Annotated in this window: 17 protein-coding genes; 13 read left to right on the forward strand and 4 right to left on the reverse strand. The window is 38.7% G+C overall.

Going from position 1 to position 18,606, the window contains the following annotated elements; translation table 11 throughout:
• The first annotated feature begins 1 nt into the window (after position 1).
• The 5 genes from lpdA to AC3ANL_RS04980 all read left to right on the forward strand — a co-directional run bounded on the left by lpdA (position 2) and on the right by AC3ANL_RS04980 (position 7,678).
• Positions 2-1,393: a dihydrolipoyl dehydrogenase gene (lpdA, locus tag AC3ANL_RS04960; protein WP_488328156.1), complete on the forward strand. Its 1,392-nt coding sequence runs from the start codon at positions 2-4 to the stop codon at positions 1,391-1,393.
• Between the two features lie 215 nt (positions 1,394-1,608).
• Positions 1,609-3,231 (forward strand): sigma-54-dependent Fis family transcriptional regulator, encoded by a 1,623-nt coding sequence (locus AC3ANL_RS04965; RefSeq protein ID WP_488328157.1) that lies wholly within the window; start codon positions 1,609-1,611, stop codon positions 3,229-3,231.
• A 219-nt stretch (positions 3,232-3,450) separates the two neighbouring features.
• The gene (locus AC3ANL_RS04970; RefSeq protein ID WP_488328158.1) at positions 3,451-4,119 is read left to right on the forward strand and encodes a GntR family transcriptional regulator; all 669 of its coding nucleotides are present in this window, start codon (positions 3,451-3,453) and stop codon (positions 4,117-4,119) included.
• A 15-nt stretch (positions 4,120-4,134) separates the two neighbouring features.
• Entirely contained in the window at positions 4,135-5,355 is a 1,221-nt protein-coding gene (gene lhgO / locus AC3ANL_RS04975; RefSeq protein ID WP_488328159.1) for an L-2-hydroxyglutarate oxidase, read from the forward strand.
• A gap of 994 nt (positions 5,356-6,349) precedes the next feature.
• Positions 6,350-7,678, forward strand: a complete 1,329-nt coding sequence (locus AC3ANL_RS04980) for a DUF4309 domain-containing protein (protein ID WP_488328160.1) — start codon at positions 6,350-6,352, stop codon at positions 7,676-7,678.
• Positions 7,679-7,754: 76 nt separating this feature from the next.
• Here the strand turns inward: AC3ANL_RS04980 and AC3ANL_RS04985 are convergent, their stop codons facing one another.
• The 3 genes from AC3ANL_RS04985 to AC3ANL_RS04995 form a co-directional block, all read right to left on the reverse strand.
• Complete coding sequence (locus AC3ANL_RS04985; RefSeq protein ID WP_488328161.1) at positions 7,755-9,110, reverse strand: M20 family metallopeptidase; 1,356 nt, start codon at positions 9,108-9,110, stop codon at positions 7,755-7,757.
• Between the two features lie 275 nt (positions 9,111-9,385).
• Positions 9,386-10,018 carry a DUF2085 domain-containing protein gene (locus AC3ANL_RS04990; RefSeq protein WP_488328162.1) on the reverse strand — a complete coding sequence of 211 codons (633 nt, stop codon included), beginning with the start codon at positions 10,016-10,018 and terminating at the stop codon, positions 9,386-9,388.
• Positions 10,019-10,085: 67 nt separating this feature from the next.
• Positions 10,086-10,307 carry a hypothetical protein gene (locus AC3ANL_RS04995; RefSeq protein ID WP_488328163.1) on the reverse strand — a complete coding sequence of 74 codons (222 nt, stop codon included), beginning with the start codon at positions 10,305-10,307 and terminating at the stop codon, positions 10,086-10,088.
• Positions 10,308-10,664: 357 nt separating this feature from the next.
• Between AC3ANL_RS04995 and AC3ANL_RS05000 the strand changes: the two genes are divergently transcribed.
• The 4 genes from AC3ANL_RS05000 to AC3ANL_RS05015 all read left to right on the forward strand — a co-directional run bounded on the left by AC3ANL_RS05000 (position 10,665) and on the right by AC3ANL_RS05015 (position 14,267).
• Positions 10,665-11,780, forward strand: a complete 1,116-nt coding sequence (locus tag AC3ANL_RS05000) for a polysaccharide deacetylase family protein (protein WP_488328164.1) — start codon at positions 10,665-10,667, stop codon at positions 11,778-11,780.
• 109 nt (positions 11,781-11,889) lie between these two features.
• Complete coding sequence (locus AC3ANL_RS05005; RefSeq protein WP_488329655.1) at positions 11,890-12,894, forward strand: AI-2E family transporter; 1,005 nt, start codon at positions 11,890-11,892, stop codon at positions 12,892-12,894.
• An 84-nt stretch (positions 12,895-12,978) separates the two neighbouring features.
• Positions 12,979-13,215, forward strand: a complete 237-nt coding sequence (locus tag AC3ANL_RS05010; RefSeq protein WP_488328165.1) for a hypothetical protein — start codon at positions 12,979-12,981, stop codon at positions 13,213-13,215.
• A gap of 77 nt (positions 13,216-13,292) precedes the next feature.
• Complete coding sequence (locus AC3ANL_RS05015) at positions 13,293-14,267, forward strand: cation diffusion facilitator family transporter (protein WP_488328166.1); 975 nt, start codon at positions 13,293-13,295, stop codon at positions 14,265-14,267.
• A 334-nt stretch (positions 14,268-14,601) separates the two neighbouring features.
• On the opposite strand, the gene AC3ANL_RS05020 is transcribed toward AC3ANL_RS05015, so the two are convergent.
• A complete protein-coding gene (locus AC3ANL_RS05020; protein ID WP_488328167.1) occupies positions 14,602-15,114 on the reverse strand; it encodes an acyl-CoA thioesterase in 513 nt (170 codons plus the stop codon).
• A 138-nt stretch (positions 15,115-15,252) separates the two neighbouring features.
• On the opposite strand from AC3ANL_RS05020, the gene nadE reads away from it, so the two are divergent.
• The 4 genes from nadE (at position 15,253) to AC3ANL_RS05040 (ending at position 18,551) form a co-directional block, all read left to right on the forward strand.
• Positions 15,253-16,074, forward strand: a complete 822-nt coding sequence (gene nadE, locus AC3ANL_RS05025; RefSeq protein ID WP_488328168.1) for an NAD(+) synthase — start codon at positions 15,253-15,255, stop codon at positions 16,072-16,074.
• A gap of 197 nt (positions 16,075-16,271) precedes the next feature.
• Positions 16,272-17,105, forward strand: a complete 834-nt coding sequence (locus tag AC3ANL_RS05030; protein WP_488328169.1) for an amino acid ABC transporter substrate-binding protein — start codon at positions 16,272-16,274, stop codon at positions 17,103-17,105.
• On the forward strand, positions 17,092-17,793 hold the full coding sequence (locus AC3ANL_RS05035) for an amino acid ABC transporter permease (RefSeq protein WP_488328170.1): 702 nt from the start codon (positions 17,092-17,094) through the stop codon (positions 17,791-17,793). The genes AC3ANL_RS05030 and AC3ANL_RS05035 overlap by 14 nt, the downstream gene beginning before the upstream one ends.
• Before the next feature lie 23 nt (positions 17,794-17,816).
• Positions 17,817-18,551: an amino acid ABC transporter ATP-binding protein gene (locus AC3ANL_RS05040; protein WP_488328171.1), complete on the forward strand. Its 735-nt coding sequence runs from the start codon at positions 17,817-17,819 to the stop codon at positions 18,549-18,551.
• Positions 18,552-18,606 lie beyond the last annotated feature (55 nt).

Below are 18,606 nucleotides of genomic sequence, written 5' to 3' on the forward strand. Positions count from 1 at the left end.
TATGAAGATGTACGATTTAATTGTAGTCGGCGGGGGTCCAGGCGGTTATGTTGCTGCAGATTTCGCTGGGAAACAGGGCTTGTCAGTGGCCCTCATTGAAAATCAATACCTTGGTGGAACATGCCTGAATAGCGGGTGTATTCCTTCAAAAACGTTACTTAGGCATTCAGAATTCCTCGACATGTTAGAAAAAGCAAAAAAGTGGGGAATAGAAGTTGAAAACGTTCATCTATCTTTTGAAAAAATGATGAAACGGAAGACCACGGTTATAGAGAATTTGCGAAAAGGGGTAGAATACCTCTTGAAAAGTGCAAATGTCGATCTCATAAATGGTTTAGCCACCGTTCTTCCCGATAATCGAGTTACTATTGAATCAAATGGTATTCAATCTGAGGTGTATGGTAAAAAAATGATCATTGCTACTGGTTCAAAACCCTATATACCTCCGATTAAGGGCGTTGAACACATACAAGCCCATACAAGCGATACGATTTTTGATTTAACTTACATACCAAAATCGATCGTCATTATAGGCGGCGGAATTATTGGAGTGGAGTTTGCCTGTATTTTTTCTAGTTTGAACGTTGAAGTAACGATCATTGAAATGGGAGAAAGACTCATTGCTGGAGAAGATGAAGATGCTTCGAGGTTAATGACGAAAGAACTTAAGAAAAAGGGTATCACCATTCATACATCTGCAAAAGTAGTTGAAGCAGGTGAGATTGATTCAGAAAAGGTTATAACTGTTGAGCTTAAGAATTTGGAGCGGTTGACAGTTTCCGCGGAAGAAGTTTTGTTTGCCTCAGGACGTAAACCAAATGTAAGTTGTGTCAATAAGTTGGATTTGAAGATGAATGGTCCATTTATCGCCGTTAATAAACAAATGGAAACAAGCTATCCGAATGTTTATGCTGTTGGAGATGTCATTGGCGGCTGGCAATTGGCCCATGTTGCAAGTAGTGAAGGTATAGTCGCAGCGTCGAACGCTTCTGGTATATTCAAGGAAGTTGATTATAAAGTGGTTCCACGTTGTATCTATACATTTCCGGAAATTGCTAGTGTGGGGTTATCCGAAAGGGAAGCAAAAGAAAGAGGCTATTCTTATCGAAGCGAGACACTGCAGCTAAGAGCAAACGGCAAAACAATGGCAATGGATGAGTCATCAGGATTTATTAAGCTCATTGCGGATGATCGCTATGACGAAATTCTTGGAGCAGTAATGGTTGGTCCTCATGTAACCGAGATGATTTCTGAAGTATCTACTGCTATTTTTCTGGAAGGGACGATGGATGAATTAGCTTCACTTATCCATCCACATCCTACTGTATCAGAAGGGATTTGGGAAACTGCAAGAGCTTGGCTAGAGAAGAAGAAAAGTTTAGTTAAACATTAATAATAAAAAAAGCTGATACAAATTGTTTTAGGCGATTTTATCAGCTTTTTTTGTTTAAAACTACCCAGTATCCTTGGATCCCCATCTTTTATCCCATTTTTAGGATATATTCTTCCAAAATGTACAAACGTCTGTTATTATTTAATAGTGACTATTCGGAATTTTATACATTTTAATATAAAACCCATTATTACTATTGAACGGGAGGAATTTTATTGCCATCCGATTATTCTTACAAAGAACTTTATAATAAATGGGACCAATTTATTAATGGCGGAAATGATACTTCCCATCTGAGAAAAGAAGTTGCAGATTCATGGAAGCGTTGCCGAAAATTAAATGTGAATCCCTTCAAAAAACCTCCTTTATTAGATAAAGATGAAATTCAAAACTTAATAAGCAAAAATCAATTATTAATCAACGAAGTTGCTCCATTTATTAACCTCATTAGCGATATAACAAAAGAAACTAACTTTTTATTTGTATTAACCGATCAATTCGGAAATGTATTAGATGTTAGAGGCGACAAACATGTGGTCGATCAAGGGAAAAAAAGTAATTTCGAAATTGGGGCAAACCGCTCTGAAAGTGCCGGTACAAATGCAATTAGTGTCACCATTACAACAAGGAAGCCAATACATATTGGTGGGCCGGAACATTACAACGTCCATTTTCATCAATGGTCTTGTGCGGCCGCTCCGATTCATGATGGTAATGGGAAATTAATAGGTGTCCTAACACTTTCAGGACATTATTCACTAAAGCATACCCATACGCTTGGAATGGTTGTTTCTCTTGCTAAAGCGATCGAAAACGAACTTCTTGTGAAAGAAAGAAATTCACAAATAAAAAAGAACACCCTCCAATCAGTGGGTAAGCATTTTACCTTTGAAGACATAATTGGAAGTGGAGAGGGAATACAGGCTGCGATTAATATCGCAAGAGTAGTGTCGAAAACAAACTCAAGAATCATTGTTGAAGGTGAAAGTGGAACAGGTAAAGAATTGTTTGTACAAGCCATTCACAATGAGAGCGAGAGAAGCGGAAACCCTTTTATTGCAGTAAACTGCGGTGCTATTCCTGGTCAACTTATTGAAAGTGAGTTATTTGGATACCAGGAGGGCGCATTTACTGGGGCGAAAAAGGGCGGAATGCCAGGCAAGTTTGAGCTGGCCCATGGCGGAACGCTATTTTTAGACGAAGTCAATAGTATGCCTGAAGATATGCAAGTTAAATTACTGAGGGTACTGCAGCAGAATGAAGTGACGCGTGTAGGTGGATCGTCCCCCATTCCAATCAATGTTAGAGTAATAGCGGCATCTAATCAATCACTTGAAAACTTAGTAGACAAAAATGGTTTCCGTCGAGATTTATATTATCGATTAGGAATTATTGTAATCCAAATTCCTCCACTACGTGAAAGGCAGGAAGACATTCCAGTGCTATTTAATCACTTACTAAATAAAATTAGTAAGCGATTGAATCAAAAGTGTCCGGAATTTGATCCAGCTATTTTGAAATATTTAAAATCATACCATTGGCCAGGGAATATAAGAGAGCTCGAAAACTATATAGAACGAGCTGTCTTAATCTCTCAAGGGAAAAAGATTACGATCGAACACTTCCCTTATAAAGTCATAGAGCATATGTTTTTACCTGAACGAGTTGAATTAACCACACTGGAGAAGGTGGAAAGAGAATTCATAATCAAAGCTCTAGATGTCTATGATGGGAACATATCAAAAACTTCAGAGCTGCTGGGTATCACTAGAAAAACATTATATAACAAAATGAAAATGTTTAACCTTCAAAAAACAAGGGAAAGAATTTCACTCTAAATTAAAATAAAGAAGACATGGAGAAACGGACAAGCTGGGAGTTCAGCATTGTCCGTTTTTTTTGTGGATTTATCGTGTTGATGATCATCATCGTTAATTCAGATTGGATCCTAAATAAAAGTGATTGGATACAATATTTTGAAAAATTAGGGATTGATGCCCTAAATACAGTATGATAAACTTAATATTGTATCCAATATAAAACGAGGTGGATATTTAATGACTGAAATAGCCCAAAATAAATCTACAATCGTAAAAAAAGTAACGAAGACTCTTAGACAGATCATATTAGATGGAACATTGAAAAAAGGGGACCGGCTTATTCAAGAAGAATGGGCGGAGCGGCTCGGTGTCAGCCGCATGCCCATACGGGAAGCTCTGACGCAGCTCCAAATGGAGGGTCTGGTAGAGCTAGTCCCTCATAAAGGGGCCATAGTCACGCCGATTACACATGATAATATTGAAGAAATTTACCAAACCCGTTCAATTCTTGAAGGCTTGGCCGTTGAAAAATCGCTGCCCTTTTTAACAGAAGATGATAAACAAGAATTGGAAAATCTTTTGCTCCAAATGGAAGCGCTTCAATTAACTGATGAAACGAATGATGAGTATATTCGACTAAATGCCTCATTTCACGAAACACTCAGGAAAGGTTGTCCATGGCCACGAGTCCATAAAATGGTAGAGACTCTTGGCATTTCACCGATAGCGCCTAATTTATTAATTGATTATTTTCAGGAAACGCAACGTGAGCATCGATGCATTTATGAAGCGGTTTTACGAGGAGATCCTAACGAATTGCGGGCGGCGGTGGAGTATCATATTTTTCGTACTAAAAACAATTTAATTAATTATATGGAACGTTTAAAAAGCACAAGATCGCAATAAATAGGAGGCGTTGAAATGTATGATTTTGCAATTGTCGGCGGGGGAATTGTCGGTTTATCAACAGGAATGGCCTTATATGAACGTTTCCCGAATGCGAAAATCGTTGTGATTGAAAAAGAGAAGGCTGTAGCTGAGCATCAAACGGGCCATAACAGCGGAGTGATTCACTCGGGAATTTACTATAAACCCGGAAGCTTTAAAGCGCGTTTTGCTAAGCAAGGAAGTCGATCAATGACAGAATTTTGTCAGACACATGGGATTGAACATGATATTTGTGGAAAAGTTATTGTTGCCACGAAACAGGAAGAATTGCCGCTTCTTGAAGATCTATATAATCGCGGCCTAAAAAACGAACTGACAATTGAAAAGATTCATGTGGATGAATTGAAAGAAATAGAACCACATGTCCGCGGACTTGGAGCGATTCGCGTTCCGCAAGCCGGCATTGTAAACTATCGACAGGTCAGCGAAAAGTTTGCAGAGATAATCCAGGCCCATGGTGGAGAAATTCAGTTTAATACAAAGGTAGAAAAAATGCATGAGGAAGGTGATACTGTCCAGATTGAAACGAACCATGGCACATTGAAAGCACGTATTGTGATTAATTGTGCAGGGCTTCATAGTGATCGTGTTGCGGCTGCGGCGGGGTATAAAACAGATATGAAAATAGTTCCCTTTCGCGGGGAATACTATAAATTAAAGCCGGAAAAACGTTATCTGGTGAAACATTTAATTTATCCTGTACCAAATCCAAATTTTCCATTCCTCGGCGTTCATTTTACACGCATGATTGGAGGGGAAGTGGATGCAGGACCAAATGCTGTGCTTGGGTTTAAACGAGAAGGGTACAAGAAAACTGATTTCAGTCCACGTGATTTAGCTGAAACACTTGCCTACGGCGGTTTCTGGAAGCTTGCAGGGAAATTTATGAAAGAAGGACTTGAGGAATATATCAGATCTTTTAGTAAATCCCATTTTACAAAGAGTCTTCAGGAACTGATTCCAGAGATTAAGGAAGATGACCTAATTCCTGCTCCCGCCGGAGTACGGGCACAGGCACTGAAAAGTAATGGAACAATGGTTGATGATTTCCATATTATTTTGGGCAAACGGACTGTCCACGTATGCAATGCCCCTTCGCCTGCTGCAACTGCTTCAATTGAGATCGGTAAAGAAGTGGTTAGAAGAATACCGAATCAAACGCATTTATTAGAAGCTGCTGCAAAAATAATATAAAAAATAAGAGTCGGGTACACTTTTTTAAAATAAAGATGATGTTTTATTGCAAGTCAAATCCTTTTGACATAGCACAGTTGCAAAAATTAAGAATAGCAGTTTAATTGATTGTAAGAGAGAAATGTATTTCCCAAAAACAAGAAAACAATATCCCTCTTTACAATTAGTGAAATTTTGATTTTGGAGTATGTAGTGCCTGAAAAAAACCTCTTTGAACTTGGAGTCAAAGAGGTTTTCTTGTGGTTTAGGAAAAAATAAATTTCATCATTGTGAATATCTTGTGTAATAATCATATTTAATTTGAAATAATAACCAAAGAAAAAATAATGCTCCGCTTAAAATAAACAAAGCTATTGGGATTAAGAAAAACCAATCAGGATAATAGTAATGTACAACATAGTATTTCCCCGCATCTAATCCTTCTCCCACACGAAATCCCTCAGTTATTAGGTTATCTTTCTTTACCTTTTTTCTAACCTTTTTATATTTAAGAGAAGATTATCAATTTCCATATTCAATTAAATGGCCCGTTTGTGGAAGTCTGATCTTATTGAAAATCAATCAGATTTGTACAAAAAGTATAACATTTCCGATTCAAAAAACTATGGATTTTTAACTTTTATCATTCAGAAGGTATGAAGTGGTAAACACCTGTCATTTGCTGGTACATTTTTTGTTACTCAGTGGTAAGTATGGTAAGTATATGTCGAGGTTGATACATTTCATTGGCCGTAATCACCAATATCGGCATAAACATGTATGTGATATAAATAAAATAATATAAATAAAATAATATAAATAAAATAATATAAATAAAATAATATAATATTACAAGTTAGAAAATTTAATTAAAAAGAGAGGGGGTGACATCTTTTTGATTTATACTAAAACAATTATTCAATTTAAGTTACACAGAGATGCTTGTCTTTTTTTGTTACTAAAAATGAATTCTAATAATCATATGATATAATTCCGTAAAAAGGAAAGGGAGAATATGGCTAATCATAGAGGAATGCTAGATAAAATTTTATACGAAATAAAAAGAGTTTTCTTAGTCATACTAGTAGTATCTTTTGCCACCATCTTAACGGCCTGTGCTTCGGATATCTCTGCTCCAAAGGAAAAAGTCCCACCTAAACAAAATGAGGTACAGCCTAAAGAAGTGAACCCTTCCATATCGAAACTAGAAAAAGTTAAGAAAAAGGCCATTAACGGGATGGTTTTGGAAAGTCCCTTTAGTGTTTTCGAAAGTAAGATGAACGAAGTGAAAACGGAATGGGGAGAACCAGACAAAGTTGACCAAGCGGGTCAGGGCTACTATGCGACCTATAATCAAAAGAAAGTGGTTTTTGGGTATAACGCAGCAGGGGAAATATTTGATGTGCGTTCCTACTCACAAGATTTAAATAGAGTCACATACAAAATGATTGAAGAAGCACTAGGTAAACCAACTGAAGTTCGGGAAACCGATCATGATACCATCTATGTTTACGAAGTTAGTGCAAAAGCCGACCTCAAATTTATCATCCCGAAGACTGGAAACGGCGTTGACCACATCTCTGTTTTTAACCAAAAACGTTCTGTCGATGAAACAACAAGCTCAAAGCTGGATTATCATCTAGATATTAAAGGACGCTCGAATCAGCTGACTGCTCAAGCTTGGGAAAAAATGCAAGCCTGGCGAAAGCAAGTGGTGTTATTTTCAAAAGGGCAGAAAAATGTGTATGTGAATGGTCCAAATAAAAAACAGGTTAGTTTAACCTTTGATGATGGTCCGGATGGCACCATTACGCCAGCGATAATCGATATTTTAGCTGCAAATCATGTAAAGGGGAATTTTTTCTTTATTGGCAGCAAAGTGCACGTTTATCCTGAGGTGGTAAAAAGGGCTTATGATAATGGAAATTTGGTTCTAAGCCACAGTTACCATCATGTAGAATTAACAAAGTTGGGAACAGCAGAGCTTCAGACAGAAATGGATCAAGCTGGAAAAGCGATAAAATCTTTGATTGGAAAAGAACCTGCCATCATTCGTCCGCCATATGGGGATGTTAATGCTAAAGTTGCAGACATTGCGCAAGAGAAAGAATATTCGCTTGTCCTTTGGTCTATCGACACACTCGACTGGTCGCAAAAAGAAGCTGGCAATATTGTCAAAAATGTTACGGAGAATGTTCGAAATGGCGACATCATCTTAATGCACTCTGATTCAGATAAAATTGCAACCGAAAAAGCCTTACCACTCATGATCCAAGCACTACAAGAAAAGAACTTTGAAATTGTCGACTTAGAAACACTATTACAAGTGAAGGCCTACAAATAAATGATATAAACAAATAAAGTGCCTGACCCTATATGCGGCAAAAATTCACACATCAGGAGTCAGGCCTCCATATTTCCTATCGTGTTAATTCATAAATAGCTGTTGCATAAATTACCATCGCCTTAAACATTTCATCTAATTCGATGTGTTCATTTGGCTGATGTTCTGTTTTGGTTTGATAGGGAAAAATAGCCCCAAACGATACAAAGTTGTCCATCGCTCTTGCATAAGTAGCCCCGCCGGAAGAAAGCGGCTCAGAGACCAAATCACCTGTTACCTCTTGATACACTTTCATTAATGTTTGGATTAAAAAATGATCTTTCGGTACATAGATGGATTTTAAATAGTCGAATTCTTGATAGGTTAAACCATATTGCTTGGCAGCCAGTGTTAGTTGGTCGACAACCACTTGTTTATCCACTGTCACCGGGATGCGCATATCAATCGACAGCCGCTCCATTCCCTCGTTTACCTCAATTTTTCCGACATTGAATTTCAACTTACCTGAAACGTCATCTTCACACTGACCGAAAATATTTACAGCAAAGGCATCTTCCTTAATTAAGTCAGTGATGAAGTTGAGGGTTTTCGACGTGTACCCAACCTGCTTCAATCCCATTAATAAACGATTAATGGCATTAATACCTTCTTCTGCAACCTGAGCGTGGACTGCTTTTCCAAGGACAACCGTTTCATTTTCGGTTGTTTCATAGGGGAATCCTAGCTCGTCCAAGGCAGCCTTTAATTCTGATTGCTTTTTACCAGCATAACGAGCGGTGTCAGGCACCGCATTAAATGAATTACCTGCTTTGATACGCAGGCTTGTTTCACTTTTTCCTTCTAATTGCACCTGCAACAATCCCTTTTCGGCGAAAACGAGCGGGAAAACGGAGTCTGGAGCAAAGCCCATGCTTGGGATTTCTTCAAGTTCGCAATAACGGTTCATACAGCGCCAAAGTGTTTCTTCATCTGTTCCAAAAATAAAACGAATTCTTTTATGGAAAGGGATCTCAAGATTCATTAAGGCCTTGACCGCAAAAAGGGTAGCTATTGTCGGTCCTTTGTCATCCTGTGTCCCTCTGCCATACATGTTTCCATCTTTGATTGTTGCCTGAAAGGGCGGTGTGTCCCATTCTTCAAGGCTGCCTGCTGGGACGACGTCCAGATGTCCAAGGATTCCCAACATTTCAGCACCCTCACCGATTTCCGCATAGCCGTAATAACCTTTCGGGTCATAGTACGTTTTTAACCCCAGCTGCTCACAGATTGCAAGTGTCTTACGAAGGGCCAGATCAATATTTTTACCAAATGGAAAATCTCCCTCGTTTTCATTGATCACACTAGGGATGTCAACTAACTGCATTAGTGCTTGATGAAAATCCGTTTCTATTTTGCGTAGTTCAGGGATTAAAGATTCTTTGATGTTGTTCATGTTTTCCTCCGTTGCTCAATTAATGTTCTAAACTTCGAATCAATACTTTGGTGTTTATCTTTAGTGCAAATCATTCTTCATGGAATCATAATATTATCTTAGAGGTATTATATCAGAGAAGCTAAACATTTAAAGATGAGACCGACTCAAATAGTCATTAGAGTGATGGCCATTTTGAATCAGCCTCAATAATTAAACTTTCAATATAAGTCTAAACGAACGCGGGATTCAAAGAAATCCCTGGGTATAAACTACTTATTTTTATCTTTTTTTATTCACAAAATAACCAAGCTATGTAGTACTGAAAGGATAGAAAGAAAGGTTAAACTACAAAGAAATGCTAAGCCCGACTTTATTGTATGGTTTTGAACTCGTGAAAATAGAAACGAACCACATAAGCTAAACCAGACAATCATACTCAAAATAATCATTCCATCTAAAACATAGTAAGGAACCCATCCTCCATAAGCGCTCCCGCCTATTCCGACCGCTGCAAGGACGGGAACAAAAAAATCCATCCGCTTGTTTATAACTGGCTCACTCCCATTTACCAGTGCCCGACCCAAAACCAACGGATACAAAAAATAAGGCAATGCCAAACCAAAGCTGGTGCCTGACACCAATCTCCGTACATTATTACTTTCAAATAGATGGAGATAGGAGCCTAAGCCGTCAATTATCATGAGCGCCATAAATAATAAAAGAACGAAACTTATTTTAATAGAAGGAATGGTGATTTTTGTTTTGCGTTTGAATAGGTGTAAATAAGCGAGGGTTGAAAAAATGCCAATATAAATGCCCGTGTCACGGGCGCAAACGGACAGTGGTTCTCCTGAAGCATGGAGTGACCGTTCTTCGAGTTGGTGGCAGATCGCTCTTCCGAAGAAGTTTAAAATTTCTTGTATCAAGTATAATCACTCCTATAAGGAAGAACCCAATTTTTCCGATGATAAAAATTGGGCGCTTCCGCTTTTCTTAATATCCTGTCATAAACGCGGGGGCAATCGATAAGGCCGATGCGGCAAACCAACAGATACAACTCAACACACATGCGACAATTCCAATGATCAAACAAGTTTTCCCGATACCTTTCTTTTCTGGATCCTGGTCATTCATCCAAATAATTCCTAGAATAATACCGACAACAGGAATAAAAAAAGATAAAATGTAAAGCAGTGCTTTAAGACCGCCTGACACAAACTTCACCTCCGTGGCAAAAAAATAAGAGGAATTCTTTAGCCTTAGAAAATCTCCTTCAATGATATGTATGTCACACAAGAACAGAATTTGCCTGTCCACCATTTTGAAATTTCTGATTTAATTTCTCACATTGTCACCTTTTTTAAGTAATTGTTGATATAATGGACTGGTAAAAAGCAGGAAAATCCTAGAAATGTTGAAAATAATATGATAATGTCCTAAATTGTTGTCGAATTTCCTGTTAATTTCCACTTGTTTTAATAGAATTGTAATATTTTTAATAGATTCGAAACAATTCGAGTTATGTTTCGTCTATAATGGGAAAGGAAAAAAACATCAAAGAGGGTATGAACAATGGGGAATCTAAAAAGCGGATGGTCAAAAAGGGCATTAGTTGTCATTATTGCTATTGGGTTCTTGGTTGCTGGGATTATGGTAAGCCATTATCTGCAGGCAAATGCTGCAAGTACTTCTATTAATCATCAAAAAAATGAACCTATCAATCGGGCGCTTGCAAAAGGACCAATGTCACAAACAATTGTAAGGGATACAAAAGATCTACAGCAGGAAAAAGAACGGATGCACAAACAGCAAGAACAGGCAATTAAATGGCGAAATATGAAAGAACGAGAGAATAGTAAGGTACCTGAAACACCACCGGAGACAGGTGCACCAGCACAACCTGGCAAAGACGATTCAGCATCGGCTCAACCACCTGCGAAGGAATCACCGGAAGCACAGCCTGGGCAAAATACTACACCACCAGCCAAATCGAAACAAAATACTACACCACCGGCTAATTCTGGACAAAATACTACACCACCAGCTAATTCTGGGCAAAATAATACACAACCTGCAAACGCTGGTACGAAGAAAACCGTCTATCTCACATTTGATGATGGACCGGCATCATTTTCTGGTGAGATTATTGCGCTTTTGGAAAAATATCATTACAAAGCCACATTTTTTATGATTGACGGCAATATCAGAAAATATCCGGATGCCGTTAAATTAATGGTTCAGTCTGGAGAGACGGTTGGTCTGCACAGTGTTTCACACAATCCGAAGGTATTTTATGCATCTGTGAATTCTGTGATCGGTGAATTGACCCAAAACCGAAACACGTTAAAAGAAATATCCGGGATTGATTCATTTATCATGAGAACCCCTTATGGCAGCGTTCCATATATGAAGGATGAATATAGAAAGGCTGTTCATGATAATGGCTATTTGATGTGGGACTGGAATATTGACAGCCGGGACTGGGATTATAAGGATGCTCGGTATGTTAATAGTGTGGTTCAGCAATTAAATAAATTAGCTAACCATAATGGACCAATCGTGATTCTTTTGCATGAAAGAAAAGAAACGTTAGCTCATTTGCCACAATTGCTTGATTACTTAACCAAGCAAGGCTATGAAGGTAAAGCCATTGATCGCTCGATGACCCCTGTTCAATTTAAAAATTAAAAACAAGCTAATAGGGACAAAATACCTAACGATTTGTTATAATAAACTTGTAGTGAAATTTTTTTCCACCTGTGTGTTAGTAAAAAAAATTGGGGTTCGATAATTGCCTATGTTAAATAAATTAATGCAAAGCAGCGGATTTAAAAGAATAGCCATTTTTGTAATCATTGCGATTATTTTATATGCAATGAGTTCGATGATTAATTTAATTTTACTCACGTTTATTTTTGCTTTTTTAATGGATCGGTTAGTCCAATTCATTGAAGGAAAGGTCCCACTCAATCGCAAGTTGATTGTTGTGATTTCATATGCCTGTATTGTAGGGTTACTTTCCTATTGTTTAGTTATGTACCTGCCAATGATTGTGGAAGAAATTACAGCCTTAATTAAGCAGTTAACTGCTTTTTATACCGCAAAACACGACAATATTATTTTAAATTATGTCTTCAAGCGACTTGAGGAAATCAAAATCTCCAGTTACTTGGAACAAGGGTTCACCTTCTTAATTAAGTATTTTACAGATATCAGTAAAATTACCCTACAAGTCTTGTTAGCTCTATTGTTGAGCTTATTCTGCTTATTAGAAAAACCAAGGTTAATTGAATTTACAAAGAAATTTAGAACGAGTAAAATTTCCTCCATCTACGTAGAAGTTGAATTTTTTGCTCGTAAATTTGTTGGAACATTCGGTAAGGTGATTGAGGCTCAATTAATCATTGCTGTCGTGAATTGCATTCTTACAACCATCTTCCTCTGGCTCTTGGATTTCCCACAGCTAGGCGGATTATCGATTATGATCTTCATTTTGGGCTTAATCCCGGTTGCTGGCGTGATTATTTCGTTAATTCCGCTTGTGATTATCGCCTATAGTATTGGCGGCTTAATAAAAGTTCTTTATGTAGCGATTGCAATTGCAATCATTCATGGCATCGAAGCCTATATTTTAAATCCTAACTTAATGAGTTCAAAAACAAATCTACCTGTCTTTTACACGTTTATTGTGTTAATTTTCTCCGAGCACTTTTTTGGTGTCTGGGGTCTGATTATAGGAATTCCTGTGTTCGTGTTCCTTTTGGATGTTTTAGAAGTAACGGATCATAAAAATGATAAGTAAAAAAAGTCCATCGATTTGGGCTTTTTTCTTTTGATTCATTTTCTGCTATTCTATTGGTAATACATAGTAAAGGGGGATTTATGAATGAGCGAATGCAAGTTAGATCATACGCAGGAGGATGTAAAAAATAAATACGAATCTCAGGCCGCTTTTTTGCCAGTGGAAATGAAGCCCCTCTTCAATCAGTTTTTTGCAAATGAACATACACAAGAAATTTTGAATGAAGTATTCCATTTGTTGAAAAAATATGATTTAGCTTCGGTAGAGGAACAGGATGAAAGAAATAACAGGTTATATTTGGTGTTAAACAACCTTTCATAACCATTGCGAAAAAGGACAAAATTCTAATATCGAGTCCCGCCAACGAAATATATTATCCAAAAAGAAAAGAGGATACGATGGGAGAATTACTTCAATTATTAAAAAGAGGAAATAAATCAGCCCTGCTTGCCGCCATTATTAATACAGTGATTTCGATTATAAAAGGCGTGGCCTTCATGTTTACAGGGAATGTGGCCATGTTTGCGGAAACAATGCACAGCCTTGGTGATGCCGCTAATCAGTTCTTTGTATTTATTGGATCGGCTTTGAGTAAAAAGGCACCAACCGAAAAATTCCCTAATGGGTTTGGCCGTTTAGTCAATCTTGTCCTCTTAGGAGCTGTATTAATCGTAGGCATTATGGCCTTTGAAACGATCAAGGAGGGCTATCATCATATCGTTCATCCTACTAAGTCTGGCGGGTTTCTCATTAATATTCTTGTTTTGGCAGTAGCTACTCTGCTTGAAATGTTTGTATTATTTAAAGCGATGAAAGAAATTCTCCATGAAGTCGGAGTTGAGGCGACTGGATTAAATGTGTTTACGAAAAGCTTAGCCAATTTGGGGAAAGCAAAACCGGCCACAAAGCTTGTGTTTTTGGAGGATTCCGTCGCCACCTTGGGAGGTTTGTTAGCGATTATCGCTGTGGTGATTTCCCACTATACTAATTTCCTTCAATTAGAAGGGATTGCCTCCGTTCTGATCGGTGCTATGATGTTTTTTGTAGTCGGAAAAGTCTTTTTAGACAATGCTGCCGGGGTTATTGGACAATCAGATGAGGAAATGGAAAATAAAATCGGTGTGCTTGTTATGGAAGATCCTGATGTGAAGGATATTCAAGATATTACGGTCATTAAAGAGGGCGAAGACCTGCATGTTGAATTGGAAATTGAAATTGACCCTAGGTTAACTGTCGCAGCGGCCGATGATATTAAAGACCGGTTGCATGAAAAGATTATGGCCGAAAGAGGAGTCGTCGATGTCTCCATCGAGATTGATGAAGAGGATGACGTGATGACTTGGCAAGAACGTAAGGAACCAGTAAAAGAATAAGATATAAACGAGTAAAGGGTCAGACTGCACGAGGTCTGACCCTTTTGAGTAACCACAAAACGGGCGCTTGCGCTTTTCTTATTGTCTAGCTCCAGCGCCCTAACGGCTAGTGTCCCTCGCTCTCCGCCCTACGATAAGTCAACATCGAATCGCCTCCGGCTCTTCGTGTTTCCTTTATCGCGTTTAACGGGCAGTAGATTCTCAACTGCCCGTAAGAACCCGATCGGCTCAACTAACAATCAGCGAGAAGAACGTTCGCTGATTGAAGTTTCACCTTATCTCAGTTGGAGAGGCTCCGGGCCATACGCCGCTGAGCAGGGCGCTTCCGCTTTTCTTATTCCCACGGTTTATGGCTGGTTAGTACACTTGCTAGTTCTTTACTGTTTTTGCGGTGTTCTTTCCGCTTTTCAGCCCGTTCTTTTCCTGTTTCATAAAGTTTTTTCTCTTCTTCGGTTTCGGGAATGATGTTCGGAACTTTGGTGGGTTTTCCATTATCATCTAAGGCGACGAAGGTTAAAAAAGCTGTAACGGCAATTTTTCGATCGCCAGAGATGAGATTCTCGGCAATCACTTTGACGAAGACCTCCATCGAAGAGTTTCCGGTCGAAGAGACATAAGTCTCAATGCAAACGGAGTCCTTTGGGGTAATCGGACTTAGAAAGTCAACTGAATCAATTGAGGCTGTAACGCATTCCGCCCTGGAATGCCTTGTAGCCGAAATAGAGGCTACCATATCAATATCACTGATTAGTTTTCCGCCAAATAAAGTGTTGTGGTTATTTACATCATTAGGAAAAATCCTGCTTGTTCTCACTACTCTTGACTCATTACATGTTTTTGCTTCCATCTGATACATCCCTCCAAGTTGCTTTCCACTTTCCATTATATTGCCCTATTTCTTCATTTTGCTAATTGGATTTAGTTAAAATGAGACAAATTGTGGTACATTACATTTATATCAATCTTTGGGGTGGAGGTAAAATAAATGAGTTTACAAGCACAAATTATGAAGGAGTTAAACGTGACTCCAACGATTCAACCACATGAGGAAATCCGGAAGCGAATTGACTTTTTAAAAAATTACCTGCTAAAAACTAAGGCAAAGGGATTTGTATTAGGGATTAGCGGCGGTCAGGATTCAACCCTTGCCGGGCGGCTTGCCCAGATGGCTGTGGAGGAATTGCGCAAGGAAGGAACGGATACACTGTTTATTGCCGTTCGTCTTCCATATGGGGTTCAACAGGATGAAGAGGATGCGAAGCGCGCATTAGCTTTTATTCGTGCAGATCGGGAGGAAGTTTTTAATATTAAAGGAGCAGTTGACGAAGTTCAAAGGGAATATGACACCAGTATTAAGGGTGAACCGCTTCGTGATTATCATAAAGGGAATGTTAAGGCGAGGATGAGAATGATTGCCCAATATACAGTTGGCGGAATGGAAGGTCTGCTTGTAATTGGGACAGATCATGCAGCAGAAGCCGTAACAGGATTCTATACTAAATATGGAGATGGCGGTGCCGACATCCTACCGCTCACCGGCTTAACCAAAAGACAGGGGAAAGCCCTCCTGAAGGAGCTTGGGGCAGATGAACGCCTCTATCTAAAGGTTCCAACCGCAGACTTGCTTGATCAAAAGCCTGGGCAAGCGGATGAAACAGAATTAGGAATCACCTATGATGAACTAGATGATTACCTTGAAGGAAAAACCGTTTCACCGGAAATTGCCGAAAAAGTTGAAAAACGCTATATAGTTACAGAACATAAGCGCAGACTTCCTGCCAGTATGTTTGATGTGTGGTGGAAATAAAAAAAGGGAAGCATCTAATCAGCATGTACACTGATGTGATCAGCATAACCTATCAGATTTTTTCTGATAGGTTTTTATTTTTTATATACGGGTAGAATAATCGTATTCCCAGGGAATAAATCCTTTGACAGAATGTATTGGATGTAATATGATTATTAAATCCTAGAAAAACACTAAGAATTAGGGGGATTAACAACATGAAAAAATTATCAATCATTTTTGCACTATTACTAAGCTTTATAGTTGTACTTTCAGCATGCGGCAAGTCTGATAATGCCAACAAAGATACAAATAAAGCTGATAACAAAACAGCAGAAAAAGCTAACCAAGATTTATTAGCTAAAGTAAAAAAGGATGGAAAGCTTGTCATTGGTACGGAAGGTACATATTCTCCATTTACATTCCATGATACTAGCGGCAAATTAACAGGATTTGATGTGGAGATTGCTGAGGAAGTGGCTAAGCGTTTAGGCGTGAAAGCGGAGTTCAAGGAAACGCAATGGGATGCAATGTTTGCCGGTCTTGATGCAAAGCGTTTTGATATGGTTGCCAACCAAGTAGGGATCCGCCCAGACCGTCAGGAAAAATATGATTTCTCTGATCCTTATATTACTTCATCTGCGGTGTTAATCACTTCAAAAGATAATAATAAGGTGAAGGCATTTGAGGACATTAAGGGATTAAATTCAGCTCAATCATTAACAAGTAACTATGCCGATATAGCCAAAAAGAATGGCGCTAACCTAGTAGGCGTAGAAGGATTCCAACAAGCAGTTGAGTTGCTTGCCCAAAAACGTGTGGATGTTACCGTCAATGATAATATTGCTTTCTTAGATTATACAAAGCAAAAGCCAGATGCGCCGATTAAGATTGTTGCAAAAGCGGACGATGCGTCTGTAAGTGGTTTTATGTTTAGAAAGAACAGTGGCACACTTGTAGATGAAGTCAACAAGGCTTTAAAAGACATGGTTGATGATGGTACCTACAAAAAAATCTCTGAGAAATGGTTTGGTGTAGATGTACTTAAATAGTATTTTTGCTGACCCAGAAAGAACAGAGCGATTAATAAATATTGCTAAAACTTCCCTCCAGCCGATGCTGGAGGGCGCTATTACAAATACGATTCCATTAACGATTATATCGTTTATTGTTGGTTTGCTATTGGCCGTTTTAACAGCTCTTGCTCGAATTTCACATGTTAAAGTATTTCAGAGGATTGCCAGGGTTTATGTTTCAGCGATTCGCGGAACGCCATTATTGGTGCAATTATTTATTATTTTTTATGGTCTTCCGAATATTGGTGTAACCCTTAATCCGTTCATTTCAGCTGTTATCGGTTTTTCCCTTAGTGTCGGTGCCTACGCATCGGAGGTAATTCGAGCAGCGATTCTATCGATTCCAAAAGGCCAATGGGAGGCAGGTTACTCCATTGGAATGTCTTATTCACAGGTGTTAAGAAGAATTATCCTGCCGCAGGCAACAAAAGTATCCATACCGCCCTTATCAAATACCTTTATTAGTCTTGTAAAAGATACCTCACTCGCGTCACTTGTACTAGTAACGGAGATGTTTCGCCGAGCCCAGGAGATTGCTGCCACTAATTATGAATTTTTATTGGTATATTCGGAAGCTGCACTCCTTTATTGGGTCATTTGTTTTTTCCTTTCCGTCCTGCAAGGAGTTATGGAAAAAAGATTGGACCGATACACATCTAATTAAGTAGGGGAAAAGGGAGTTTTACGATGATTTCAATTAAAGGTTTATATAAGCAATTTGGTCAATTAGAAGTATTAAAAGGGATTGACTTGGACGTTCAAAAGGGAAAAGTAGTTGTGGTGATTGGTCCATCCGGATCGGGTAAAACGACGATGCTCCGCTGTTTGAATGTACTAGAAACACCAACAAAAGGTGTCATTTCGATTGAAGGTCAGAGTCTCGATTTTTCAAAGCCTGTTCCGAAAAAAGATATTGCTTCCTTCAGAAGTTTGACTGGAATGGTTTTTCAAAGCTATAATCTCTTCCCCCATAAAACAGCCCTTGAGAATGTGATGGAAGGGCCTGTAATTGTGAAGGGAGAGACCAAAGAGAATGCTCGTAAAAAGGCACAAGCTTTGTTAGCAAAAGTGGGTCTTGGCGACAAAATGGATTATTATCCGGCCCAGCTATCAGGCGGTCAGCAGCAGCGTGTCGGGATTGCCCGGGCCCTTGCCATGGAACCAAAGGTAATGCTGTTTGATGAGCCAACCTCTGCACTTGATCCAGAGCTTGTTGGTGAGGTATTAAAAGTAATGAAGGATCTGGCTGGAGAAGGTATGACAATGATTGTGGTTACCCATGAAATGCGCTTTGCCCGTGAGGCAGCGGATGAGGTTATTTTTATGGACCAGGGTGTCATTGTGGAACGAAACAAACCAAATGAGATCTTTACTCATCCAAAAGAAGAACGAACTAAGAAGTTTTTGAATATGATTCAGTAAGGTGCTGTAGCTCAAGTTGCTACGGCATTTTTTATTTTTTTCTAAAAAGACGATA

It is taken from the genome of Neobacillus sp. DHD-1R (assembly GCF_057747995.1).

Coding starts and splice junctions, on each gene's coding strand:
- lpdA (WP_488328156.1), top strand. CDS start 2: ATGAAGATGTACGATTTAATTGTAGTCGGCGGGGGTCCAGGCGGTTAT.
- AC3ANL_RS04970 (WP_488328158.1), top strand. CDS start 3,451: ATGACTGAAATAGCCCAAAATAAATCTACAATCGTAAAAAAAGTAACG.
- lhgO (WP_488328159.1), top strand. CDS start 4,135: ATGTATGATTTTGCAATTGTCGGCGGGGGAATTGTCGGTTTATCAACA.
- AC3ANL_RS04980 (WP_488328160.1), top strand. CDS start 6,350: ATGGCTAATCATAGAGGAATGCTAGATAAAATTTTATACGAAATAAAA.
- AC3ANL_RS04985 (WP_488328161.1), bottom strand. CDS start 9,110: ATGAACAACATCAAAGAATCTTTAATCCCTGAACTACGCAAAATAGAA.
- AC3ANL_RS05000 (WP_488328164.1), top strand. CDS start 10,665: ATGGGGAATCTAAAAAGCGGATGGTCAAAAAGGGCATTAGTTGTCATT.
- AC3ANL_RS05005 (WP_488329655.1), top strand. CDS start 11,890: ATGTTAAATAAATTAATGCAAAGCAGCGGATTTAAAAGAATAGCCATT.
- AC3ANL_RS05010 (WP_488328165.1), top strand. CDS start 12,979: ATGAGCGAATGCAAGTTAGATCATACGCAGGAGGATGTAAAAAATAAA.
- AC3ANL_RS05015 (WP_488328166.1), top strand. CDS start 13,293: ATGGGAGAATTACTTCAATTATTAAAAAGAGGAAATAAATCAGCCCTG.
- AC3ANL_RS05020 (WP_488328167.1), bottom strand. CDS start 15,114: ATGGAAGCAAAAACATGTAATGAGTCAAGAGTAGTGAGAACAAGCAGG.
- nadE (WP_488328168.1), top strand. CDS start 15,253: ATGAGTTTACAAGCACAAATTATGAAGGAGTTAAACGTGACTCCAACG.
- AC3ANL_RS05030 (WP_488328169.1), top strand. CDS start 16,272: ATGAAAAAATTATCAATCATTTTTGCACTATTACTAAGCTTTATAGTT.
- AC3ANL_RS05035 (WP_488328170.1), top strand. CDS start 17,092: ATGTACTTAAATAGTATTTTTGCTGACCCAGAAAGAACAGAGCGATTA.
- AC3ANL_RS05040 (WP_488328171.1), top strand. CDS start 17,817: ATGATTTCAATTAAAGGTTTATATAAGCAATTTGGTCAATTAGAAGTA.